The organism is Streptomyces sp. NPDC013317, assembly GCF_055563155.1.
In genome coordinates, this window is the sequence record NZ_JBVHDX010000013.1 from 75,840 (window position 1) to 100,194 (window position 24,355).

19 protein-coding genes, 2 tRNA genes and 1 pseudogene are annotated in these 24,355 nt (G+C 69.6%); 3 read left to right on the forward strand and 19 right to left on the reverse strand.

The genetic code is table 11. From position 1 onward, the window contains the following. The 13 genes and pseudogenes from ACZ3IJ_RS28735 to ACZ3IJ_RS28795 all read right to left on the reverse strand — a co-directional run. Nucleotides 1-736, reverse strand: a pseudogene (locus ACZ3IJ_RS28735) (hypothetical protein); the annotation flags it as partial. 70 nt (nt 737-806) lie between these two features. After that, a complete protein-coding gene (locus tag ACZ3IJ_RS28740; protein WP_391797343.1) occupies nt 807-2,735 on the reverse strand; it encodes a TIGR03960 family B12-binding radical SAM protein in 1,929 nt (642 codons plus the stop codon). Nucleotides 2,736-2,785: 50 nt separating this feature from the next. After that, entirely contained in the window at nt 2,786-4,336 is a 1,551-nt protein-coding gene (locus ACZ3IJ_RS28745; protein ID WP_467472787.1) for a CYTH and CHAD domain-containing protein, read from the reverse strand. A gap of 61 nt (nt 4,337-4,397) precedes the next feature. Continuing rightward, nucleotides 4,398-5,597, reverse strand: coding sequence for a rod shape-determining protein RodA (rodA, locus tag ACZ3IJ_RS28750; RefSeq protein WP_467472789.1), 1,200 nt, complete (start codon nt 5,595-5,597; stop codon nt 4,398-4,400). A 3-nt stretch (nt 5,598-5,600) separates the two neighbouring features. Then, the gene (gene mrdA / locus ACZ3IJ_RS28755) at nt 5,601-7,805 is read right to left on the reverse strand and encodes a penicillin-binding protein 2 (RefSeq protein WP_467472791.1); all 2,205 of its coding nucleotides are present in this window, start codon (nt 7,803-7,805) and stop codon (nt 5,601-5,603) included. A gap of 19 nt (nt 7,806-7,824) precedes the next feature. Next, nucleotides 7,825-8,490, reverse strand: a complete 666-nt coding sequence (gene mreD / locus ACZ3IJ_RS28760; RefSeq protein WP_467472793.1) for a rod shape-determining protein MreD — start codon at nt 8,488-8,490, stop codon at nt 7,825-7,827. Further along, nucleotides 8,487-9,509, reverse strand: a complete 1,023-nt coding sequence (gene mreC / locus ACZ3IJ_RS28765) for a rod shape-determining protein MreC (RefSeq protein WP_467472795.1) — start codon at nt 9,507-9,509, stop codon at nt 8,487-8,489. The genes mreD and mreC overlap by 4 nt, the downstream gene beginning before the upstream one ends. Before the next feature lie 128 nt (nt 9,510-9,637). Beyond that, on the reverse strand, nt 9,638-10,657 hold the full coding sequence (locus ACZ3IJ_RS28770; protein ID WP_030317599.1) for a rod shape-determining protein: 1,020 nt from the start codon (nt 10,655-10,657) through the stop codon (nt 9,638-9,640). 303 nt (nt 10,658-10,960) lie between these two features. Next, on the reverse strand, nt 10,961-11,374 hold the full coding sequence (gene ndk / locus ACZ3IJ_RS28775) for a nucleoside-diphosphate kinase (RefSeq protein ID WP_467472796.1): 414 nt from the start codon (nt 11,372-11,374) through the stop codon (nt 10,961-10,963). Between the two features lie 167 nt (nt 11,375-11,541). Beyond that, a complete protein-coding gene (locus ACZ3IJ_RS28780) occupies nt 11,542-11,901 on the reverse strand; it encodes a DUF4233 domain-containing protein (protein ID WP_391797336.1) in 360 nt (119 codons plus the stop codon). Nucleotides 11,902-11,906: 5 nt separating this feature from the next. Then, the gene (folC, locus tag ACZ3IJ_RS28785) at nt 11,907-13,424 is read right to left on the reverse strand and encodes a bifunctional tetrahydrofolate synthase/dihydrofolate synthase (protein ID WP_391797335.1); all 1,518 of its coding nucleotides are present in this window, start codon (nt 13,422-13,424) and stop codon (nt 11,907-11,909) included. Nucleotides 13,425-13,501: 77 nt separating this feature from the next. Continuing rightward, a complete protein-coding gene (locus ACZ3IJ_RS28790; RefSeq protein WP_467472799.1) occupies nt 13,502-14,644 on the reverse strand; it encodes a sensor histidine kinase in 1,143 nt (380 codons plus the stop codon). 155 nt (nt 14,645-14,799) lie between these two features. Next, nucleotides 14,800-17,421 (reverse strand): valine--tRNA ligase, encoded by a 2,622-nt coding sequence (locus ACZ3IJ_RS28795; RefSeq protein WP_467472801.1) that lies wholly within the window; start codon nt 17,419-17,421, stop codon nt 14,800-14,802. Between the two features lie 138 nt (nt 17,422-17,559). On the opposite strand from ACZ3IJ_RS28795, the gene ACZ3IJ_RS28800 reads away from it, so the two are divergent. Then, the gene (locus tag ACZ3IJ_RS28800; RefSeq protein ID WP_391797332.1) at nt 17,560-18,507 is read left to right on the forward strand and encodes a hypothetical protein; all 948 of its coding nucleotides are present in this window, start codon (nt 17,560-17,562) and stop codon (nt 18,505-18,507) included. A gap of 71 nt (nt 18,508-18,578) precedes the next feature. On the opposite strand, the gene clpX is transcribed toward ACZ3IJ_RS28800, so the two are convergent. From clpX to ACZ3IJ_RS28825, 5 genes are all read right to left on the reverse strand, one after another. After that, complete coding sequence (gene clpX, locus ACZ3IJ_RS28805; protein ID WP_137989313.1) at nt 18,579-19,862, reverse strand: ATP-dependent Clp protease ATP-binding subunit ClpX; 1,284 nt, start codon at nt 19,860-19,862, stop codon at nt 18,579-18,581. A gap of 157 nt (nt 19,863-20,019) precedes the next feature. Then, a complete protein-coding gene (locus ACZ3IJ_RS28810; RefSeq protein ID WP_352187947.1) occupies nt 20,020-20,682 on the reverse strand; it encodes an ATP-dependent Clp protease proteolytic subunit in 663 nt (220 codons plus the stop codon). Between the two features lie 62 nt (nt 20,683-20,744). Further along, complete coding sequence (locus tag ACZ3IJ_RS28815; RefSeq protein WP_318106825.1) at nt 20,745-21,362, reverse strand: ATP-dependent Clp protease proteolytic subunit; 618 nt, start codon at nt 21,360-21,362, stop codon at nt 20,745-20,747. Between the two features lie 281 nt (nt 21,363-21,643). Further along, entirely contained in the window at nt 21,644-23,038 is a 1,395-nt protein-coding gene (gene tig / locus ACZ3IJ_RS28820; protein ID WP_467472804.1) for a trigger factor, read from the reverse strand. 161 nt (nt 23,039-23,199) lie between these two features. Continuing rightward, nucleotides 23,200-23,276 (reverse strand) — tRNA-Pro (locus tag ACZ3IJ_RS28825). A gap of 132 nt (nt 23,277-23,408) precedes the next feature. On the opposite strand from ACZ3IJ_RS28825, the gene ACZ3IJ_RS28830 reads away from it, so the two are divergent. Together ACZ3IJ_RS28830 and ACZ3IJ_RS28835 are read left to right on the forward strand one after the other, a co-directional pair. Beyond that, nucleotides 23,409-23,482: transfer RNA gene (locus ACZ3IJ_RS28830), tRNA-Gly, on the forward strand. A 98-nt stretch (nt 23,483-23,580) separates the two neighbouring features. Further along, nucleotides 23,581-23,961, forward strand: coding sequence for an amphi-Trp domain-containing protein (locus ACZ3IJ_RS28835; protein ID WP_467472806.1), 381 nt, complete (start codon nt 23,581-23,583; stop codon nt 23,959-23,961). Between the two features lie 105 nt (nt 23,962-24,066). On the opposite strand, the gene ACZ3IJ_RS28840 is transcribed toward ACZ3IJ_RS28835, so the two are convergent. Next, a complete protein-coding gene (locus ACZ3IJ_RS28840; protein ID WP_030684996.1) occupies nt 24,067-24,261 on the reverse strand; it encodes a hypothetical protein in 195 nt (64 codons plus the stop codon). Nucleotides 24,262-24,355: the final 94 nt, after the last annotated feature.

Here is a 24,355-nt window from a genome sequence, read left to right on the forward strand (position 1 = left end):
CACCACCGCCCAACGGCGCGAGGACCCACCGGTACACCCAGACGGCAGGCACCCCGACCCCGTACCGCGCCACCGGCACCACCACGTACCGCCACAGCGCGACCCACGGCCACACGAACAACGCATTCCCGAGCACGCCGAGCCCCCGCACCAGCCCGCGCCCGACCGGGGTCAGGACGTGGCGGTACAGCCAGACGGCCGGCAGCGCGACCCCGTACCGCCACAGACGGTCGAGCAGGAAGGAGACACCACCGCCCAACGGCGCGAGGACCCACCGGTACACCCAGACGGCAGGCACCCCGACCCCGTACCGCGCCACCGGCACCACCACGTACCGCCACAACGCCACCCACGGCCACACGAACAACGCCTTCCCCAGCGAGACGAGGCCCCAGGCCAGCCCGTGCCCGACCGGGGTGAGGACGTGGCGGTACAGCCAGACGGCCGGGACCGCCAGCGCGTAGTGGAACGCCGGCCGCACGGCCTGGCGCCACAGCCAGACCCAGGGCCGCACGAAGAGCGCCGGGCCCAGCCAGGCCAGGGCGCGGCCCGTCGGGCGGAGCACGGTGCGGTCGAGGGCGCGGGCGCCGACGACGAGGACGTCCCAGACCATGCGTACCGGAACGACGATCACCAGCACCACGATCCGCACCGGGATCCTGATGGCCGCCGTCAGACAACCCTCCGGCTCGTCCGGCCGGCGCTGGGGCTGACGCTGGTGCTTCTCCATGCTCATGCCGAACATGACGCGACGGCCCGGCGGAGGGTTTCCCCTCCCGCCGGGCCGTCGCCGGAGTGTTACGCGACTACTTGACGACCGTCAGCGGCAGCAGCTTCTTGCCGGTCGGGCCGACCTGGATCTCGGTCTGCATCGCCGGGCACACGCCGCAGTCGAAGCACGGCGTCCAGCGGCAGTCCTCGACCTCGGTCTCGTCCAGGGCGTCCTGCCAGTCCTCCCAGAGCCAGTCCTTGTCGAGACCGGAGTCCAGGTGGTCCCAGGGCAGGACCTCCTCGTACGTGCGCTCGCGCGTCGTGTACCAGGCGACGTCGACACCCATGTCGGGCAGCGTCTTGTCCGCGCACGCCATCCAGCGGTCGTACGAGAAGTGCTCGCGCCAGCCGTCGAAGCGGCCGCCGTCCTCGTACACCGCGCGGATGACGGCGCCGATCCGCCGGTCGCCGCGCGAGAGCAGGCCCTCGACGATGCCGGGCTTGCCGTCGTGGTAGCGGAAGCCGATCGAGCGGCCGTACTTCTTGTCGCCGCGGATCTTGTCCCGGAGCTTCTCGAGACGGGCGTCCGTCTCCTCCGCCGACAGCTGCGGCGCCCACTGGAACGGGGTGTGCGGCTTCGGGACGAAGCCGCCGATGGAGACCGTGCAGCGGATGTCGTTCTGGCCGGAGACCTTGCGGCCCTCGGCGATGACCTTGACCGCCATGTCGCCGATCTGGAGGACGTCCTCGTCCGTCTCGGTCGGCAGGCCGCACATGAAGTACAGCTTCACCTGGCGCCAGCCGTTGCCGTACGCCGTCGAGACGGTCCGGATCAGGTCCTCCTCCGAGACCATCTTGTTGATGACCTTGCGCATGCGCTCGGAGCCGCCCTCGGGGGCGAAGGTGAGCCCCGAACGGCGGCCGTTACGCGTCAGCTCGTTCGCGAGGTCCACGTTGAAGGCGTCGACACGGGTGGACGGCAGGGAGAGGCCGATCTTGTCCTCCTCGTACCGGTCCGCCAGGCCCTTCGCGATGTCACCGATCTCGGTGTGGTCCGCGGAGGAGAGGGAGAGGAGACCGACCTCCTCGAAGCCCGTCGCCTTGAGGCCCTTCTCGACCATCTCGCCGATGCCGGTGATGCTTCGCTCCCGCACGGGGCGCGTGATCATGCCGGCCTGGCAGAAACGGCAGCCGCGGGTGCAGCCGCGGAAGATCTCGACGGACATCCGCTCGTGGACCGTCTCGGCGAGCGGGACCAGCGGCTGCTTCGGGTAGGGCCACTCGTCGAGGTCCATGACGGTGTGCTTGGACACACGCCACGGGACGCCGGAGCGGTTCGGGACGACGCGGGCGATCCGGCCGTCGGCCAGGTACTCGACGTCGTAGAAGCCCGGGATGTAGACCGAGCCGGTCTTGGCGAGCCGGAGGAGGACCTCCTCGCGGCCGCCGGGGCGGCCCTCCGCCTTCCACGCGCGGATGATCTCGGTCATGTCGAGGACGGCCTGCTCGCCGTCGCCGATGATCGCCGCGTCGATGAAGTCCGCGATCGGCTCGGGGTTGAAGGCGGCGTGGCCGCCGGCGAGCACGATCGGGTGGTCGACGGTGCGGTCCTTCGACTCCAGCGGGATGCCCGCCAGGTCGAGGGCCGTGAGCATGTTGGTGTAGCCGAGCTCGGTGGAGAAGCTCAGGCCGAAGACGTCGAACGCGCCGACGGGTCGGTGGCTATCGACCGTGAACTGCGGCACGCCGTGCTCGCGCATCAGCTCTTCGAGGTCCGGCCAGACACTGTACGTGCGCTCGGCCAGGACGCCCTCGCGCTCGTTCAGTACCTCGTAGAGGATCATGACGCCCTGGTTGGGCAGGCCGACCTCGTACGCGTCCGGGTACATGAGCGCCCAGCGGACGTCGGCGGACTCCCACGGCTTGACCGTGGAGTTCAGCTCTCCACCGACGTACTGAATCGGCTTCTGCACGTGCGGGAGCAGAGCTTCGAGCTGCGGGAAGACAGACTCGGCAGCAGACATCTCGAACCTTCGTGAGCTGGCAGGGGGCGACTCTCAAGCGTACCCGGTGCTCAGTGGGTCAGTGCCGCCCTCAGTTCCGGGGCCGCCGCCCTGGCCCAGGCCTGGGGAAACTCGCGTTCGCGGACCGCTCCGGCCGACTCCTCCTGGCCGTGGAGGAGTCCCCAGGTGAAGGCGGACTCGCCGGCCGCGTGCGCCTGGATCGCGAGGTCGCGCAGGGTCTCGCGGGCGACGACGCTGTCCTGGTGGTCGCCGAGGACGCTCTGGACGGCCTTGATCCGCTTGGCGAAGCGCTTGGCCGGCTTGCCGAGTGTGGGGCGGGCGGCGTCGGCGGCGTAGCGGGTGCGCTTGGCGGCCTTGCGGGCCTCGTGCATCGCGAGGTCGCGGTCGTGGCCGGGCGCGCGGGCGAGGGCGTGGTCGACGCGGCGGGCGAGGCGGTCGTAGTCCTTGAGTACCGCCCGGGAGAGGACGGGCACCGGGTCCTCGGCGGCGCCCTTGAGGAGGGGCGGGTCCGCCAGGAGCGCGTCGAGGGTGGCGAGGAGCGCGAGGTGGCGGTCGGAGTCGAGGGCGGCGAGGGCCCTGCGGTGGGCGTCGGCACCCGTGGCCGTGGACCAGACCTGCAGGCGGGCGTGGACGGGGCCGAGGACGAGGGTGTCGGGGATCGCGTCGACGCGGGTACGGAGGCGTTCGGCGAGGACCTCCTGGTCGCGTGCGTGGCCGAGCTCGCCGGCGAGCCACTTGAGCTCGTCGCCGACGGGGTCGGTGACGGTGCGGTCGAGGACCTTGCGGTACGTCTTGAAGGCGCTGCGCAGGCGGCGGCAGGCGACGCGCATCTGGTGGACGGCGTCGGGGAGGTCGCGGCGGACGGCGGGGTCGAGGGCGATGATCGCCTCGATCTGCTCCCTCGCGTAGGCGAGGACGCGGCCGCCCGCGGTGTCCTCGTCCGGGAGGCCTGCATCGGCGGCAGGGGCGGCGGGTCCGGCGTCGGCGTCGGTCCCGTCCTGATCCGAGGTCTCCTCCAGCGCCCTCGCCAGCTTCGAAGGGGCCGACGAGGGGCGGATGCCCGCCTTCTTCAGACGCTTCTCGACCGCGTCGAGGACGGACGGGTCCACGTCGTCGGCGAGTTCGACCTCGATCTCCGTCCAGGAGGCGCCGGGGCCCTTCGGGAGGCGCTTCGCGCGGACCGTGTCCACCGACACCTCGGCGAGCAGGGTGCCCGCGTCGTCGAGCAGGTGCTGGACCTTGCGGGCGGAGCGGAGGCGGACGACGGGGACGACGTCCCCGTCACGGACGCGGGAGCGCAGGAGCGCCGCAAGGGACTCCGGGAGGGTGTCGGCGAGCGGGGCCCTGATCTCGTCGCGGATCCCGGACGAGACCGGGAACTTGAGGTGCCAGCCCTCGTCGGCGCCGCCCGTGCGGCGACGCAGGGTGAGGGAGTCGGCGGCGAGGCGCAGGTCGGCCGTGTCGTAGTAGACGGCGTCGAGTTCGGCGACGCCCTGGTCGAGGACGGACGAGACTCCCCGGGCTCTGGTGAGGTCCGGGAGTCCCGTCCGCTCGGTGGCTTCGTACTTCCGCTCGATCTCGCGCTTCGTCTCCGCCGTCATACAAGGCTCCTAACCCTTCCGACGTCGGTCCATGCCCCCGCGGCGCCCCCGCTGGGCCCCGCTATGCCGTTATCGGCCGCTGGACCCTGATCGACTGGAGCAGTCCGATCGCCACCCACACGGCGAACATCGACGAGCCTCCGTAGGACACGAACGGCAGTGGCAGGCCCGCCACCGGCATGATGCCGAGCGCCATGCCGATGTTCTCGAAGGACTGGAAGGCGAACCAGGCGATGATTCCGGCCGCGACGACGGTTCCGTACAGCTCGGTGGTCTCGCGGGCGATCCGGCAGGCACGCCAGAGGATGACGCCGATCAGCAGGATGATCAGTCCGCCGCCGAGGAAGCCGAGCTCCTCGCCCGCGACGCTGAAGATGAAGTCGGTCTGCTGCTCGGGCACGAACTGGCCGCTGGTCTGGTGGCCGTTGAAGAGTCCCGCGCCGTACAGGCCGCCGGAGCCGATCGCGATGCGCGCCTGGTTGGTGTTGTAGCCGACGCCCGCCGGGTCGAGCTCGGGGTTGGCGAAGGCGGCGAAGCGGTTGATCTGGTACTCGTCGAGGAGGCCGAGGGCCGTGACCGCGACCGCGCCCGCGACGCCGGTGCCGATGAGGCCGAGGACCCAGCGGTTGGACGCGCCGGAGGCCAGGAGCACCCCGAGCACGATGACGGCCATGACCATCACCGACCCGAGGTCGGGCATCAGCATGACGATCCCCATGGGCAGCGCGGCGAGGGCCAGGGCCTTGGCGACGGTCAGGTGGTCGGGGTACGCCTGGTCGCCGGCGTCGACCTTGGCGGCCAGCAGCATCGCCATGATCAGGATGATCGTGATCTTCACGAACTCGCTGGGCTGGAGCGAGAAGCCGCCGCCGATCACGATCCACGCGTGGGCGCCGTTGATGGTCGCGCCGAGCGGGGTGAGGACGGCGAGGATCAGCAGGATCGAGATGCCGTAGAGGACGGGCACCGCGCCGCGCAGGGTGCGGTGGCCGAGCCACACGGTGCCGATCATCAGGGCGAGCCCGATGCCGGTGTTCAGGGCGTGGCGGAACAGGAAGTAGTACGGGTCGCCCTGGTTCAGCTCGGTCCGGCCGCGGGTGGCGGACCAGACGAGCAGGGAGCCGAGGAACGACAGGGCGAGGCTGGAGAGGAGGATCGGCCAGTCGAGTCGCCGGACCACCGAGTCGCGTGCGGTGAGCTTGGCGATCGGGCCGCGTTCGGGGGCGTAGCGGGAGACGGAGAAGCCGTGGGGTGCGGTCATCGGTCAGTCTCCCGTCCTGCCGGGCAGCGGCCCGTGGAGTGGCTCTTGTCCGCCGCCGGCATCGCCCGTCCCGGCTGCGTCGACCACCAGCTGTGACTTGGGGTCGTACGGCTTGACCTGCGGCGCGTCGATGGAGCCGTCGGGCTGGACCTTCGGCAGCGACTTCTGCGGCTGGGGCAGGAGGGCGCGCTTGAGGTCCTGGTTGCCCGCGTCGTCGAGGCCGTAGAGGGCGTCGTAGATGTTGCGGACGGCGGGGCCGGAGGCCCCGGAGCCCGTACCGCCCTGGGAGATCGTCATGACGATGGTGAAGTCGTCGGTGTAGGTGGCGAACCAGGAGGTGGTCTGCTTGCCGTACACCTGGGCGGTACCGGTCTTGGCGCGCATCGGGATCTTGTCCTGCGGCCAGCCGCCGAACCGCCAGGCAGCGGTGCCGCCGGGCTCGACGACGGAGCGCAGCCCCTTGTCGAGGTCGCTGATCGTCTTCGCGTCGACGGGCAGCCTGCCGTGCGACGTGGGCTTGATCTCCTTGACCGACTTGCCGTCGGGGCTGATCACGGCCTTGCCGATGGTCGGGTTGTAGAGGGTGCCGCCGTTGCTGATCGCCGCGTAGGCGGTGGCCAGCTGGACGGGCGTGATGAGGACGTCGCCCTGTCCGATGGAGAAGTTGATGCTGTCGTAGGCCTTCAGCTGGTTGCCTTCGAGGCAGCTCTCGTAGGCGATCTGCTCGACGTACGTGCCGCCCTTCTTGCCCTGCTTGCACCAGGCGTCCTTGTTGGCCTCCCAGAACCGCTGCTTCCACTGACGGTCCGGGATACGGCCCTTGACCTCGTTGGGCACGTCGATGCCGGTCTCGGAGCCGAAGCCGAAGTCGTGGGCGGTCCGGTAGAACCAGTCGTGGGCGTCCTTCTTGGGCTTGAGGCCGCCGTCGCGGCTCCACTCCTGGTGGCCCAGGCGGTAGAAGACCGTGTTGCAGGAGTACTTGAGGGCGTCTCCGAGGGTGATGGGGCCGTGCCCCTGGGACTCGAAGTTCGCGAAGCTCCGGTTGCCCATGCTGTAGGAGCTGCTGCAGAGGTACTTGTCGTCGAAGTCGTAGCCGGCCCGTACGGCGGCGCTCGCCGACACCACCTTGAAGACGGAGCCGGCGGGCGCCTGGCCCTGGATGGCCCGGTTGAGCAGCGGGTAGTTGGAGTCCTTGCTGGTGAGCCGGCTGTAGTCCTTGCCGGAGATGCCGCCCACCCAGGCGTTGGGGTCGTAGTCGGGCTGGGAGGCCATCGCGACGACGCGGCCGGTCCTCGACTCCATGACCACGACGGCGCCCGAGTCGGCCTCGTACTTACGGCCGGTGATCTTGTCGGTCTCGCCCCGGACCAGCTTCATCGCCTGCGCGAGTTCGTATTCGGCGACCGACTGGACCCGGGCGTCGATGCTGGTGACGAGGGTGGCGCCGGGCACGCCCGCCTCGGACTCGGTCTGGCCCATGACGCGGCCGACCTTGTCGACCTCGTAGGACGTGACGCCGGCCTTGCCGCGCAGCTCCTTGTCGTAGGTGCGCTCGATGCCGGAGCGGCCGACCTGGTCGGAGCGCAGGTGCGGCGAGTCGGTGTCCTTGGCCTTCTGGATCTCCTCGTCGGTGACCGGCGAGAGGTAGCCGAGGACCTGCGCGGTGCGGGCGTTGCCGGGGGCTGCGTAGCGGCGTACGGCGGTGAGTTCGGCGGTGATGCCGGGGAAGTCCTCGGTGCTCTCCCGGATCCGGAGCGCCTGCTGCGTGGTGGCCTCGTCGGTGATGGGGATCGGCTGGTAGGGGGAGCCGTTCCAGCAGGGCTGCGGGGTCTGGGAGTCGCAGAGCCTGACCTTGTCCATGACCTCCTTGGGCTCCATGCCCAGGACGCCCGCGAGCCGGGTGAGGACCGCCTTGCCGTCGTCCTTCATCTTCATGAGGTCGGTGCGGGACGCGGAGACCACGAGCCGGGTCTCGTTGTCGGCGAGCGGGACCCCGCGGGCGTCGAGGATCGCGCCGCGGACGGCGGGCTGGACGACCCGCTGGACGTGGTTGCTCTTCGCCTCCTCGGTGTACTCCTTGCCGTTGCGGATCTGGAGGTACCAGAGGCGCCCGCCGAGGGTGAGGAGCAGGGAGAAGACCAGGATCTGGATGATGACGAGCCGGATCTGGACCCTGGGGGTCCGTCCGGTCTCCGGGATGTTGCTCATGCTGCCGTTGCCCCCTCGGTCACAGTCGCTTGACTCCCTTGATGCGTCCGGCGCGTGCCGCTCTCGTACGGGCGGCCTTGACGCGCAGGCCACCGCGCTGGGACCCGATCTGGAGGCCCGTGCCCGAGCTCAGCCAGCCGGAGGCGACGTCGGTCGCGCCCCCGGAGGCGTCGGCGAGCGGGTCGTTCTCGGCGCGCCGGGCCAGCGCCATGATCAGCGGCACGGTGAAGGGCGCGAGGAGAAGGTCGTAGATCGCCGCGGTGAGCAGCAGGAAGCCGAGGCCGACATGGCGGGCGGCGGTGTCGCCGACGAGGGCGCCGACCCCCGCGTACAGCAGGGTGGAGCCGAGCGCCGCGGCGACGACGACGGCCATCGGGCCGCTGGCGGACTTCAGCTTGCCGTTGTCGGGGCGGGCGAGTCCGGCGAGGTAGCCGATGACGCAGAGGACCAGGGCGTAGCGGCCGGCGGCGTGATCGGCGGGCGGGGCGAGGTCGGAGAGGAGTCCGGCCCCGAAGCCGATGAGGGAACCGCTGACCGGCCCGTACACGAGTGCGAGGCCGAGGACGGTCAGCAGCACGAGGTCGGGCACCGCGCCGGGGAGCTGGAGGCGCGCGAGGACGGAGACCTGGATGACCAGGGCGACGACGACGAGGGTGCTGGAGAGCAGGATCCGGTTGAACTTCACGTCTGGTCCCCCTGCTGCTCGCTCTCGGGCCTCTGGCCCGGCTGCTGTTCCCGTCCCGGCTGCTGCTGTCCCGGCTGCTGGTTCCCCGTCTCGCCCTGCGGCTGCTGCCCCTCCGGCGGCGGCGGGGTCACCGTGACGGTGACGGTCGGGGCCGGCTTGGGCCTGGGCGGCAGGACCGTGTCGCGGGGGTTGGTCCGCGGGGCCTGGACGACGACGCCGACGATGTCGAGCTTGGAGAAGCCGACGTACGGACGGACGTAGACGTTGCGGGTGAGGCCGCCGCCCAGCGGGTCGACGCGGACGACCTCGCCGACCGGGACACCGGCCACGAAGGGCTTGTTCGCCTGCGAGCCGAAGGTGACGAGCCGGTCGCCGGTCTTCACCTTCGCCTTGCCGTTGAGGAGCTGGACGAGGAGCGGGCCGTTGCCCTGCCCGGTGGCGAAGCCGAGCTCGTCCGAGTTCTCCATGCGGGTGCCGACGGTGAAGTCGGGGTCGTTGGCGAGGAGCACGGTCGCGGTGGAGGGCCCGACGGTGGTCACGCGGCCGACGAGACCGGAGCCGTTCAGCACGGTCATGTCCCGCTCGATGCCGTCGTCGGCTCCGGCGTCGATGGTGACGGTCCAGGAGAAGCCCTGGGCGGCTCCTATGGCGATGACCTCGGCGCCCTTGATTCCGTACTGGCCCGCGCCGGCCGTCTTGAGCAGGGAGTCCAGCTCACGGACGCGGCTGCGGTTGCGGTCGTCGCTGCCCAGCTTGGCCTTGAGGGCGGCGTTCTCGCGTTCGAGCGTCGCGATCCGGTCGTGCCGCTCGCCGGAGTCGCGCACCGCCCCTATGGCGTTCCCGATGGGGTCGACGGCTGCCGCGACCCCGTTCTCGACCGGTCCGAAGACCGCTGCGGCCGCCTGACGGGCGCCGTCGACCGGTGACTCCTCGCCGCCGCGGATGTCCACCGTGATCAGTGCGAACGCGATGGCGATCAGCAGCACCAGGAGCAGCCGGCTCTCTCGTGTGTCCCTCACGTGCGGCGGCCGTGCCTTTCCTCTTGGTTCGGTTGTTCCGTGCGGAATGTGGCGTTATATCAACGATCCTCTGTACGGGGGCTCTTGCCACCCGTACAGAGGAATCGGCGCGAATGGGTGCGCACTTGTTACCGGCGCGGCTGGGCGTCCAGGACCTGCTGGAGGGCCTCGAACTCCTCGACGCACTTGCCCGACCCCAGAGCCACGGAGTCCAGCGGATCCTCGGCGATGTGGATCGGCATCCCGGTCTCGCGGCGCAGCCGCTCGTCCAGGCCGCGCAGCAGCGCGCCGCCACCCGTGAGAACGATGCCGCGGTCCATCACGTCACCGGACAGCTCGGGCGGGCACTTGTCGAGCGTCGTCTTCACGGCGTCGACGATGGCGTTGACCGGCTCCTCGATGGCCTTGCGGACCTCGGCGGCCGAGATGACCACGGTCTTGGGCAGACCGGAGACGAGGTCACGGCCGCGGATCTCGGTGTGTTCGTCCTTGTCGAGGTCGTAGGCCGAGCCGATGGTGATCTTGATCTGTTCGGCGGTGCGCTCACCGAGGAGGAGCGAGTACTCCTTCTTGATGTGCTGGATGATCGCGTTGTCGAGCTCGTCGCCGGCCACCCGGATCGACTGTGCCGTGACGATTCCGCCGAGGGAGATCACGGCGACCTCGGTGGTGCCGCCGCCGATGTCGACGACCATGTTGCCCGTGGCCTCGTGGACCGGCAGGCCCGAGCCGATGGCCGCGGCCATGGGCTCCTCGATGATGTGCACCTGGCGGGCGCCGGCCTGCGTCGAAGCCTCGATGACGGCGCGGCGCTCCACTCCCGTGATGCCGGAGGGCACGCAGACGACGACCCGGGGGCGGGCCAGGTAGCGGCGCTTGTGGATCTTGAGGATGAAGTAGCGGAGCATGCGCTCGGTGATCTCGAAGTCGGCGATCACACCGTCCTTCAGGGGGCGCACGGCCACGATGTTGCCGGGCGTGCGCCCGATCATCTTCTTGGCCTCGGCGCCGACTGCCAGGATGCCGCCGGTGTTGGTGTTGATAGCGACGACGGACGGCTCGTTGAGGACGATGCCGCGCCCCCTGACGTACACCAGCGTGTTGGCAGTCCCGAGGTCGATAGCCATGTCACGGCCGATGAACGACATTGAGTTCCCCTTGTTTCCCATGAGGATGCGTCGAGCCTTCCCAATCGGAGCGTTGACGGCTTCTCAGGTAGGCGAGGTGGTGGGTGTTCGAGTGCTGCGGCGTGGAGTTTTCCATCGTAGTGCCGCCCACTCGGATACCGCGCGGTGGATCCACCTCTGTACAGGTGACGACAGGACGCAGCGATGCGTTCCCGATCGCTCCGTTCATATGCCCGGGGGCGACCGAAATTCCTTCGGTCGCCCCAGGTCGTTGCGGAAGATGGCTGACACCGGGTCAGAACGGACGGACCGGTCAGCCCCTGATCACGCCAGGCCGGGGAAGAAAATCTTCATTTCCCGAATGGCGGACTCCTCGGAGTCCGAGGCGTGGATCAGGTTCTCCCGGACGATGGTGCCGAAGTCGCCACGGATGGATCCGGGGGCGGCGGCGATCGGGTCGGTCGGGCCCGCGAGGGTGCGCAGACCCTCGACGACGCGCTCGCCCTCGACGACCAGGGCGACGACGGGGCCGGACTGCATGAAACCCATCAGAGGCTCGTAGAAGGGCTTGCCCTTGTGCTCGGCGTAGTGCTGCTCCAGCGTGTCCTGGCTCAGCTCGCGCAGTTCGAGCGCGGGGATGGTCCAGCCCGCCTTGCGCTCGATGCGGCCGATGATCTCGCCGATCAGGCCACGGCGGACGGCGTCGGGCTTGAGCAGGACGAGCGTGCGCTGGCTCACGGTGGAGCTCCTTCAAATCCGGTGTGCGGGATTCAGAGGCTACAGGGCCCGGACCGCCGCCGATTACGCAGCGTCAAGCCCTCCCGAAGCGTGCCGCCCGGGGCGGACCGCGGCGCGGGCCGTGGCGTGGACCCCCACGCCACGGCCCGCAACCTCAGGGGCCGGGGTCAGGTCGTCTCCGGCTCCGGGTGGGCCTCCGCCTGGGCGGCCCAGCGGGCCTTCGCCTCGTCGATCTTGGCACCGTAGTGGCACGAGGCCCACCAGAGCCCGGCGAACGTCGCGCCGAGGAAGAACATCACCGGCAGGACGAAGCCGCTCGCGATCAGGGCGACCTGCAGCGCCCAGCCGAGCTGGACACCGCCCGGGCGCGTGAGCATCCCGCACAGCAGGACCGACAGCAGCATCCCGGCGCCGCAGACCCACCAGACCGTGGACGTCGACAGGCTGTCGTCCTTCATGGCGACGAGCCCGGCGAAACCGATCACGAAGAACTCGCCGATCAGCGTCGAGGCACAGAGCGTACGCATTCGATTCAGCGCCTTCCGAGCAGCAGCCGGGCGTCCCCGACCGTGAAGATCGAACCGGTCACGAGCACACCCGCGCCGGCGTACTCGCCCTCTTCCTCCGCGAGCGTGATGGCGGCCTCGATCGCGTCGTCCAGACGCGGCTCGACGACCACCCGGTCCTCGCCGAACACCTCCACGGCGATCGCCGCGAGGGCGTCCACGTCCGTGGCGCGGGGGCTGGAGTTCGCCGTGATCACGACCTCGGCGAAGATCGGCTCGAACGCTTCGAGCAGCCCCCTCGCGTCCTTGTCGGAGCTGGTGGAGACCACGCCGATGAGCCGGGAGAAGCCGAACGACTCGCTGACACCGTCCGCCGTGGCCCGCGCGCCGTGCGGGTTGTGCGCCGCGTCCAGGACGACCGTCGGGGACTTGCGGACGACCTCCAGACGGCCCGGGGAGGAGACCGAGGCGAAGGCACGCCGTACGGTCTCGACGTCCAGGGTGCGGGCGTGCTCCGCGCCGATCCCGAAGAACGCCTCGACCGCCGCCAGGGCGACCGCCGCGTTGTGCGCCTGGTGCGCGCCGTACAGCGGCAGGAAGAGCTCCTCGTACTCGCCGCCGAGCCCGCGCAGGGTCAGCAGCTGACCGCCGACCGCGACCTCCCGGGAGGTGACGCCGAACTCCATGCCCTCGCGGGCCACGGTCGCGTCGACCCCGACGGCCTTCTTCAGCATCACCTGGGCCGCGTCCACCGGCTGCTGGGCCAGGATGACCGTCGCGCCCTGCTTGATGATCCCGGACTTCTCGCCCGCGATCTCACCGGGCGTGCCGCCGAGGCGGTCGGTGTGGTCCAGGTCGATCGGGGTGACGACGGCGACCTGGGCGTCGATCACGTTCGTGGCGTCCCAGGTGCCTCCCATGCCGACCTCGACGACCGCCACGTCCACCGGGGCGTCGGCGAAGGCCGCGTACGCCATTCCGGTGAGGACCTCGAAGAAGGAGAGCCGGTACTCCTCGCGGGAGTCGACCAGCTCGACGTACGGCTTCACGTCCTGGTACGTCTCGATGAACCGCTCGGCGGAGATCGGCGCGCCGTCCAGGCTGATGCGCTCGGTGATCGTCTGCACGTGCGGCGAGGTGTACCGGCCGGTGCGGAGGTCGAAGGCGGCGAGGAGCGCCTCGATCAGCCGGGCCGTGGACGTCTTGCCGTTCGTGCCGGTGATGTGGATCGAGGGGTACGCGCGCTGCGGCTCGCCGAGGACGTCCATCAGCGCCGCGATACGCGTCACCGAGGGCTCCAGCTTGGTCTCGCCCCAGCGGGACGACAGCTCGGTCTCGACCTCGCGCAGCGCCCTGTCCACCTCCGGGTCGGCGGGCCGGGCGGGCACGGGGTCGCCCTGGGGCGGACCGGCCTGGGCGCGCAGCGTGCGGCTGCCCGCCTCGATCACCGCCAGGTCGGGGTCTCGGTCGGTCTCGGCGGCGACGATGTCGTCGAACTGGTCGGACTGCTCGGACTCGTCGAACTGGTCGCGGGGCTCACTCACGAGCCCAGTCTACGGAGGGGCACCGACAGGAATACGGACCCACCCCTTTCGGGACTTTCGCCCCACCGTCGGCGGGGCTACGCCGGGGCGAAACCCGTCGGGAGCAGGGCCGTCACGGCGTACGTGGTGCCGTGGACGCCCGCGGTGAGCGTGCCGCCCATGCTCGTGACGCGCTCCCCCATGGAGAACAGGCCCGTGCCGGTCGAGACGGGGGCGCGGTCCGGCGGGGACGCGGGGAGCGGGTTGCTGACGTCGATCCGCAGGTCACGGCCCGTCACCGCGATGGCCACCGTCACCGGCCGGCCCGGCGCGTGCTTGGCCGCGTTGGTCAGGCACTCCTGGACCACCCGGTGGACGGCCGCCTGCCGCAGCGGCGAGAGGGCCTTGGCCTCCTCGTCGACCGTGAGCTCGACCGGGCTGCCCATCCGCTCGCTCTCGTCCGCGAGCGCCGCGAGCCCTTCGAGGCCCGGAGTCGCCGCGTCGTGGTCCGCGCGGCGCACGATCGTCTCGTTCAGCATGTGGTGGGCCCGCCGGGCGGTGTCCGCGAGCTCCTCGAAGTCCTTCACGTGCTCCTCGCCCCGGGCCCGTACGGCGAGCACCTCGGCACGCACCGCCAGCACGGTCAGCTCGCGCCCCACCAGGTCGTGGACGTCCCGGCCGACCGAGATCCGCTCCTCCTGCACCGCCTGTCGCGCCGCCGACTCGGCCCGCTGGGACTCCAGGGCGCGCACCAGGTCCTGCCGGTACGCGGCGATGCCGACGCCGGCCGCGAGCACGCCGATGGGGACGACGAGGCTGAGGAAGTCGCTGAGCGTGTCGCCGTGGCGGGCGGGCCACCCGGGCGTGTGGAAGAGCGCGTACGCCACGGCGACGTAGAGCAGCGTGGCGACGACGGCGGCCCTACGGCCCCGGAACCGGCCGAGCGAGTACAGGGCGAACTGGATCATCGTCAGCTCGTGCAGCCAGCCCATCAGCGCGAGCGCCACCAGATACGGGATCCAGGGCAGCCGGCGCCGCAGCACCAGCGTGGCCGCGCCGGCGGCCAGTACGAGGGTCGCGGTGACCCCGGTCAGCGAGTTGTCGGCCCGCGCGAGCCCGGGCACGTCCAGGACCATCAGGGCGAAGGCGGCGACCGCGGCGATGACGTCGAGAGCGGTCGGCGAGACGGCCCACCGGTCCACGCGGCGGCGCAGCGCGGGGAAGGCGGGACGTCGGGACATGCCCTCCATCATCCAGGGTCCTTGGACCCGGAGCGGATGACTTAGGTCATAAGTCGTGTGATACCGCGTACTCCGGACAAAGAGAAGGCCCGGAACCGAACCGGTCCCGGGCCCTTCCCCATATGCCTTACGCGTCACGCCTCACGCGTTACGCCTTACGCCTGCGGCAGCCGGTCCAGCTGCGCCTGGATACGGGCGATGTCCTCGTCCGCCTTGGCGAGCCGCGTCCGGATCTTCTCGACCACGTTGTCCGGCGCCTTCGCCAGGAACGCCTCGTTGCCGAGCTTCCCGTTCGCCTGCGCCTTCTCCTTCTCCGCGGCCGCGAGGTCCTTGGCGAGGCGCTTGCGCTCCGCCGCGACGTCGATCGTGCCGGACAGGTCGAGCGCGACCGTGGCACCGGCGACGGGCAGGGAGGCGGTGGCGGAGAAGCCCTCGCCCTCCGGCTGGAGCCGCAGCAGCTGGCGGATGGCCGGCTCGTGCGGGGCGAGCGCGGTGCCGGCCAGCTCCAGACGGGCCGGGACCTTCTGGCCCGGCTGCAGGCCCTGGTCCGAACGGAACCGGCGGACCTCGGTGACGACCTGCTGGACCAGCTCGATCTCCTTCTCCGCGGCGTCGTCGCGGAAGCCGGAGTCCTTCGGCCAGTCGGCGATGACGACGGACTCCTTGCCGGTCAGCGTGGTCCAGAGCGTCTCCGTGACGAACGGGACGACCGGGTGAAGCAGCCGCAGCATCACGTCCAGGACCTCACCGAGGACCCGGCCGGAGACCTTGGCGCCCTCGCCGCCCGCGAAGAACGTCGTCTTCGACAGCTCGACGTACCAGTCGAAGACCTCGTCCCACGCGAAGTGGTAGAGCGCGTCGGCGAGCTTCGCGAACTGGTAGTCGTCGTAGAACGCGTCGACCTCGGCGACCGTCTTGTTGAGCCGCGAGAGGATCCAGCGGTCGGTCGCCGACATCTCCGACGGGTCCGGCAACGGACCCTCGACCGTCGCGCCGTTCATCAGCGCGAAGCGGGTGGCGTTCCAGATCTTGTTGGCGAAGTTCCGGGAGGCCTTGACCCAGTCCTCGCCGATCGGGACGTCGACGCCCGGGTTGGCGCCGTTGGCCAGGGTGAAGCGGACGGCGTCGGAGCCGTACTCGTCCATCCAGTCCAGCGGGTTGACCGCGTTGCCGAAGGACTTCGACATCTTCTTGCCGAACTGGTCGCGGACCATGCCGTGCAGGGCGATGGTGTGGAACGGCGGGGTGCCGTCCATCGCGTACAGGCCGAACATCATCATCCGGGCGACCCAGAAGAAGAGGATGTCGTAGCCGGTGACCAGGACGGAGTTCGGATAGAACTTCGCGAGGCTGTCGGTCCGCTCCGGCCAACCGAGCGTGGAGAACGGCCAAAGGCCTGAGGAGAACCAGGTGTCCAGGACGTCCGTGTCCTGGCGCCAGCCCTCGCCGGACGGCGGCTGCTCGTCCGGTCCGACGCAGACGATCTCGCCGTTCGGGCCGTACCAGACCGGGATGCGGTGGCCCCACCACAGCTGGCGCGAGATGCACCAGTCGTGCAGGTTGTCGACCCAGTCGAAGTACCGCTTCTCCATCTCCTGCGGGTGGATCCTGACCTTGCCGTCGCGGACCGCGTCACCGGCGGCCTTGGCGAGCGGGCCGACCTTGACCCACCACTGCATCGACAGGCGCGGCTCGATGGTGGTCTTGCAGCGCGAGCAGTGGCCGACGGAGTGGACGTACGGACGCTTCTCGGCGACGATCCGGCCCTCGGCGCGCAGCGCGGCGACGATGGCGGAGCGGGCCTCGAGCCGGTCCAGGCCCTGGAAGGGGCCGTGGGCGGTGATGACGGCGCGCTCGTCCATGACGGCGAGGTTCGGCAGGCCGTGGCGCTGACCGATCTCGAAGTCGTTCGGGTCGTGCGCCGGCGTCACCTTGACGGCGCCGGTACCGAACTCGGGGTCGACGTGCTCGTCGGCGACGACCGGGATGCGCCGACCGGTCAGCGGCAGCTCGATCTCGGTGCCGACCAGGTGCTTGTACCGCTCGTCGTCCGGGTGGACGGCGACGGCGGTGTCACCGAGCATCGTCTCGGCGCGGGTGGTGGCGACGACGATGGACGCGTCACCCTCGCCGTAGCGGATGGAGACGAGCTCGCCGTCGTCGTCCTGGTACTCGACCTCGATGTCCGAGATGGCGGTCAGACACCGCGGGCACCAGTTGATGATGCGCTCGGCGCGGTAGATCAGCTCGTCGTCGTAGAGCTTCTTGAAGATGGTCTGGACGGACTGCGAGAGCCCCTCGTCCATGGTGAACCGCTCGCGGGACCAGTCGACGCCGTCACCGAGGCGCCTCATCTGGCCGGAGATCTGACCGCCGGACTCGGCCTTCCACTGCCAGACGCGCTCGACGAACGCCTCACGGCCGAGGTCGTGGCGGGACTTGCCCTCCTTGGCGAGCTCGCGCTCGACGACGTTCTGGGTCGCGATGCCGGCGTGGTCCATGCCCGGCTGCCACAGCACCTCGTACCCCTGCATCCGCTTGCGGCGGGTGAGGGCGTCGATCAGCGTGTGCTCGAAGGCGTGGCCCAGGTGGAGCGAGCCGGTGACGTTCGGCGGCGGGATGACGATGGTGTACGGCGGCTTGTCGCTGTTCTCGTCGGCCTCGAAGTAACCACGCTCTACCCAGCGCTCGTACAGCTTCCCCTCTACTTCGGCCGGCGCGTACTGGGTCGGCAGTTCGGGGTTGGGGCTGCTGGGTGTCTGCGTGTTCTCGGTCACGGGGTCAGTTTAGGGGTGTCGCGACGCTGTACCGAAACGCGTTTGTTCCGTAACGGTGTGGGCCCCGCTGCCCCTGCGGGACATGGCTTCCGACAGGATGTTCGTTACGCATAAACATCCTGTGAGGGGAACCTGTCCATGAGCTACAACCAGCCGGGCCCGTACGGCGGTCAGCCTCAGCAGCCCGGACCGTACGGTCAGCCGGGCCAGCCCGGCCCGTACGGCCAGCCGCCGCAAGCGCCGCAGCCCGGCTACGGCTACCCGCAGCAGGCGCCCCAGGGCGTGCCGCCTCAGCAGCCGTACGGTTACCCGCAGCAGCAGGGCTACGGCCAGCAGCCCCCGTACGGCCAGCAGCCGCAGTACGGCGGCCCGCAGGGCCCCGGCGGCTACATGCCGCCCCCGCCGCCGGCCCCGAAGAAGAAGACGGGCCTGATCATCGGCGCATCGGTCGTGGCCCTGGCCCTGGTCGCGGGAGGCGCCTGGTACTTCACCGCGGGCGGCGGCGGCTCGTCCGTCGCGGACGACGGCCCGCACAAGCTGATCACGCCGGAGACGGTCCTCACGGAGTACAAGAAGGCGCCGGACAGCAGCAGCGGGGGCGACAAGGACTCGCTCAAGGAGGCCCAGCAGAACGGCGTGAAGAACGCCAAGGACGTCCGCGCCGCCTACCAGGTGAAGGACCCCAACAACCCGCTCGGCACGAAGATGATCTCGTTCAGCGGTCTCTACGGCGAGATCGACGACCCCGAGCAGGTGGTCGACACCGTCTTCGCCAGCATCAAGAAGGAGGCCGAGAAGGACAAGGGCAAGCCGGACGAGCCGCAGCTGGTCGGCAGCCCCGAGAGCTACGAACCCGCTGAACTCGACGGAGCCGTCCTCAAGTGCCAGCAGGCCAAGAGCGAGGCCAACGCGGCCGAGTCCACGCCGGCGTTCACCATGTCGATCTGTGTGTGGGCCGACCACAGCACGGTGGGCTTCGTGGTTCCGATGGACATGGGCTCGATGATGACCGGCAAGGCGGGCTCCGCTGCTGACGCCGCGAGCCTCACGGCCAAGCTCCGCAAGGAGGTCCGCGTCAAGGCGTGATGCCTGAGGCGGAACGCGAAGGGGCGCCTCCCGGCCGGGAGGCGCCCCTTCCTGATTCAACTACGCGGCGCCTACGCGCTCTTCTCGTGGCGGCCGTCGTTCTTCACGATCCGCGGCACCAGCGTCGGGTTCACGTTGTTGTGGACGACGTCCGCCGTGATGACCACGCGGGCCACGTCCTTGCGGGACGGGACCTCGTACATCACCGACATCAGGACCTCTTCCATGATCGCGCGCAGGCCGCGCGCTCCCGTGCCGCGGAGGATCGCCTGGTCGGCGATGGCCTCCAGGGCCGGGCGGTCGAAGTCCAGCTCCACGCCGTCGAGTTCGAAGAGGCGCTGATACTGCTTCACCAGCGCGTTCCGCGGCTCGACCAGGATCTTGAGCAGGGCCTCGCGGTCGAGGTTGTGGACCGAGGTGATCACGGGGAGGCGGCCGATGAACTCCGGGATCATCCCGAACTTCACCAGGTCCTCCGGCATGACCTCCTGGAACTGGTCGCTCGCCTCGATCTCGCGCTTCGAGCGGATCGTCGCCCCGAAGCCGATGCCCTTGGCGCCCGCGCGCGACTCGATGATCTTCTCCAGGCCGGCGAAGGCGCCGCCCACGATGAAGAGCACGTTCGTCGTGTCGATCTGGATGAACTCCTGGTGCGGGTGCTTCCGGCCGCCCTGCGGCGGGACGGAGGCCGTCGTGCCTTCCAGGATCTTCAGGAGGGCCTGCTGCACACCCTCGCCGGAGACGTCACGCGTGATCGACGGGTTTTCGCTCTTGCGGGCGACCTTGTCGATCTCGTCGATGTAGATGATTCCGGTCTCGGCCTTCTTGACGTCGTAGTCGGCCGCCTGGATCAGCTTGAGCAGGATGTTCTCGACGTCCTCGCCGACATAGCCGGCCTCCGTCAGCGCCGTCGCGTCGGCGATGGCGAACGGGACGTTGAGCATGCGCGCCAGCGTCTGGGCCAGCAGCGTCTTGCCGGAGCCCGTGGGGCCCAGCAGCAGGATGTTGGACTTCGCCAGTTCGATGGCGTCGTCACGGCCCGCGCCGCCGCCGTTCTCGCCGGCCTGGACGCGCTTGTAGTGGTTGTACACCGCGACCGAGAGGGCCTTCTTGGCCGGCTCCTGGCCGACCACATAGCCCTCGAGGAACTCGTAGATCTCGCGGGGCTTGGGAAGTTCTTCCCAGCGCACCTCGCTCGTCTCGGCGAGTTCCTCCTCGATGATCTCGTTGCAGAGGTCGATGCACTCATCGCAGATGTACACACCGGGTCCCGCGATGAGCTTCTTCACCTGCTTCTGGCTCTTTCCGCAGAACGAGCACTTGAGCAGATCGCCGCCATCACCGATGCGTGCCACGAGGTGCTTCCCCTTCGCCTGGGAGTCGCTTGGTTCAGCGACTCCTGGTGCCTCATATTCGACGGTACCTTGCCGGGCCCCCCGTTCGGGCCCCCCTTGGCACGGTTCACATGGTCGTGATTCGGCCACGTGGACCGTGCCAGGGGAAGGTCGAGCGTCAGGCTGCCGCGGCGGCCGTGCTCTTGCGGGTCGAGACGATCTGGTCGACCAGGCCGTACGCCAGGGCGTCCTCGGCCGTGAGGATCTTGTCGCGCTCGATGTCGTCGCGGATCTTCTCGATCGGCGTGGAGGAGTGCTTGGCCAGCATGTCCTCCAGCTGCGTGCGCATGCGCAGGATCTCGTTGGCCGCGATCTCCAGGTCGGACAGCTGCTCACGGCCGGTGCCGCCCGAGGGCTGGTGGATCAGCACGCGGGCGTTCGGCAGGGCCATCCGCTTGCCGGGCGTACCGGCGGCGAGCAGCACGGCCGCGGCGGAGGCCGCCTGGCCCATGCAGACCGTCTGGATGTCCGGCTTCACGAACTGCATCGTGTCGTAGATGGCCGTGAGGGCGGTGAAGGAGCCGCCCGGGCTGTTGATGTAGATGGAGATGTCGCGGTCCGGGTCCATCGACTCCAGGCACAGCAGCTGCGCCATGACGTCGTTGGCGGAGGCGTCGTCGATCTGCACGCCGAGGAAGATCACGCGCTCCTCGAAGAGCTTCGCGTACGGGTCGTACTCGCGGATCCCCTGCGAGGTGCGCTCGACGAAGCGCGGGACCACGTACCGGTTGTCCATCGGCGCGCCGGTGTAGAGGCCGCTCGGGGAGAGGTTGTTCTGCATCTGGATGTTCACCGTCCTGGTGGCGTTCGGCGGGGGCTGGGGCTCTTCAGCGGCTGCCGGGCTCAGGCGCCCGTGCCGCCGCCGCCGGGAACGCCCGCGGCGTGGGTGATGATGTCGTCGATGAGGCCGTAGTTCTTGGCCTCCTCCGCCGTGAACCAGCGGTCGCGGTCACCGTCGCGGATGATCGTCTCGACGGTCTGACCGGAGTGGAGCGCGGTGATCTCGGCCATGCGCTTCTTCGTGCGGAGAAGGTACTCGGCCTGGATCTTGATGTCCGAGGCGGTGCCGCCGATGCCGGCGGAGCCCTGGTGCATCAGGACGTCGGTGTTCGGCAGCGCGAAGCGCTTGCCGGCGGTGCCGCCGGTGAGCAGGAACTGGCCCATGGAGGCCGCCATGCCCATACCGATGGTGACGACGTCGTTCGGGATGTACTGCATGGTGTCGTAGATGGCCATGCCGGCCGTCACCGAGCCACCGGGGCTGTTGATGTAGAGGTAGATGTCCTTCTCCGGGTCGGCGGCCAGGAGGAGCATCTGCGCGGTGATCTTGTTGGCGATCTCGTCGTCGACCTGCTGGCCGAGGAAGATGATGCGCTCGCCGAGCAGCCGGTTGTAGACATGGTCGCCGAGGCCACCACCGATGGACGGCTCACCCGCGGCGTAAGGCTTCAGATTCGTCACGTATCCACCTGCTCGTCTCCGACGGCCCCCAGGCCGTCTCAGCGTCTCGTTCTGAGGGCAGTGCCCTCGTATTCATGGACCCTAACGCGCAGGTAGGACAACGCCATCCCGGTTCCCGAACTGTTCGCTGGGAGCGCAAGGTTGTCAGGGGCGCGCGGGGGCCCTTACGGGGCGCGCGTACCGGGCCTGAATCCGGGCTTCGGCGCAGGTCCCGCGTACGGGCACGGGCCCGGCGCACAGCAGTGCGTCCGGGCCCGTGGACCTGCGGTTCAGCGCGAGGCTCAGGCCTCGTTCTTCTCCTCGGCGACCTCGGCCTCGCCGGTGACGGCCTCGACCGCCTCCGTGGCGGCCTCGGTCTCGTCCTCGTCGTCCTCGAGGTCGACGACCTCACCGTTGGTGTCGACGACCTTGGCGGACTCGACGACGACCGCGAGGGCCTTGCCGCGGGCGACCTCGCCGACGAGCATCGGCACCTGGCCACCCTCGACGACGGCCTGGGCGAACTGGTCGGGGGACATGCCGGAGGAGGCGGCGCGGCGCATGAGGTGCTCGGTGAGCTCCTCCTGGCTGACGTTCAGCTTCTCCTTGTTGACGAGCTCATCGAGGATGAACTGCGTCTTGATGCCCTTCTCGGCCTGCTCCTTGGTCTCCGCCAGGAACTCCTCCTCGGTCTTGCCCTGGATCTCCAGGTACTTCTCGAGGGTCAGGCCCATCTGGCCGAGCTGGTGGTGCTCCAGGTTGTGCTTGCGGGTGTTGATCTCGTCCTCGAGCAGCTTCTCGGGCATCGGGACGTCCGCCAGCTTCAGCAGCTCGTCGAGGACGCGCTCCTGGGCCTGGGTGGCCTGGTCGAACTGCTTCATGTTCTCGAGGCGCTTGCGGCTGTCGGCCTTGAGCTCGTCGAGGGTGTCGAACTCCGACGCGAGCTGCGCGAAGTCGTCGTCCAGCTCGGGGAGCTCACGGGCGGCGACGGCGGTGACCTTGACGGACACCTCGGCGTCCTTGCCCTCGGCGGAGCCGCCCTTCAGCTGCGAGGTGAAGGTGGCCTCGCCGCCGGCCTCCAGGCCGGTGACGGCCTCGTCGATGCCGTCGAGGAGCTCGCCGGAACCGATGGTGTACGAGACGCCCTGGGCGACACCGTCGGGCAGGACCTCGCCGTCGACCTTGGCCTCGAGGTCGATGGTGACGACGTCGCCGTCGGCGGCGGCGCGCTCGACCGGGTTGGTGGAGGCGAAGCGCTCGCGCAGCTGCTCCACGGACTTCTCGACGTCCTCGTCGGTGACCTCGACCGCGTCGACGGTGACCTCGATGCCGGAGTAGTCCGGGATCTCGATCGTCGGGCGGATGTCGACCTCGGCGGTGAAGGCCAGCAGCTCGCCGTCCTTCAGCTCCGTGATGTCGACCTCGGGCTGACCCAGCGGGTTGACCTCGGCCTCGTTGACGGCCTCGGTGTAGAACTTCGGGAGCGCGTCGTTGACGGCCTCTTCCAGCACCGCACCGCGACCGAACCGCTGGTCGATCACACGAGCCGGGATCTTGCCCTTGCGGAAGCCCTTGACCGTGACCTGCTGGTTGATCTTCTTGTACGCCGCGTCGAGGCTGTCCTTGAGCTCCTCGAAGGGCACCTCGACAGTGAGCCGAACCCGGGTCGGGTTCAGGGTCTCCACGGCGCTCTTCACGGTTCGGTCTCCTTGGTGGCTGATTCTTGGATTCTGCCGGGGCCGCTTGGTGGCGGTTCCGGCCGATCGGCCCGGTCAGAGAGACACACGGGCACGCAGCTTGCATAGTAACCGCAAGCGGGATGAGGCCCACAACGCGATCATGCGATCCATGATCTTGGTGGTCGGGGTGGCGGGATTTGAACCCACGGCCTTCCGCTCCCAAAGCGGACGCGCTACCAAGCTGCGCCACACCCCGTCGGTGCGACACGTAGGGTACATGCACGGAGACAGTGCGACGCCCCCTCTGTGAAGGGGTGTGCGGGGACCGCCCGGGACCCGCTACGATGCTGTCCGTGCCGCGGCCCTCGTGACCTGCGGCGCGATGTTTGCGGGCGTAGCTCAATGGTAGAGCCCTAGTCTTCCAAACTAGCTACGCGGGTTCGATTCCCGTCGCCCGCTCCATGGCTCAGGGCCAGGTCAGAGGTTCGTCCTCTCACCTGGCCCTGATGCGTTCCCGATGCCGGAGCCGCCGTACGGCCGCAGAATGGCAATGTCCCTGTGTGTCCTCTGTTTCCGTCGTACCGGAGGCGGCCGTGAAGGATCTGAAGTTCGAGCAGAAGCGCTCGCTGTCCCGGATCGAGGCGGCGGACCAGCTGACCGCACTGGCGGAAGCGCTGCGGAAGGGCGGCGAGGCGGAGCTGCAGTTCGGCTCCGGCACGCTGAGTCTGCGGATCCCCGACGACGTCCGCAGCGAGGTGGAGTTCGAGGTGAGCGACGGGGAGATCGAGCTGGAGATCGAGTTCACCTGGCCGACGGGGCGGCACCGGAGGGCCTCGGCGCCCGCGGCGGCGACCGAGGAGACGGAGAAGCCCACGCGGAGCCGTAAGGCCGCGCCGGCCAAGCGCACACGGACGAAGCGGACCGCCGCGAAGGCGGCGTGAGCCGCGCGGGGTCCGCTGTGCGGCCCGGACGTGCGCCGGGCGCCCTGCGCCGTACGTCGTGGGCGTGCGCCGTACGTCGTGGGCGTGCGCCGTACGTCGTGGGCGTCAGAACTTGATCGAGCCCACGGTCTGCGTTATCGAGTCGAGGAAGCGCTGGATGTCGTCGGCCATGCCCGTGGAGGCGAGGAAGAAGCCGAAGAGCACCGCGACGACGGCCGGGCCGCCCTTCAGGTTTCCGCCGCGGATCAGCACCACCAGGATGATCGCCAACAGCAGCACCACAGATAGAGAAATGGCCACAACTGATCACACCCTCGGTCGGTCCCACCTTGCCGCCCGGGAGCGCACGTCACAGAGCACCCCCGCTGCATCCATCGTGCCACCAACTTCTTGC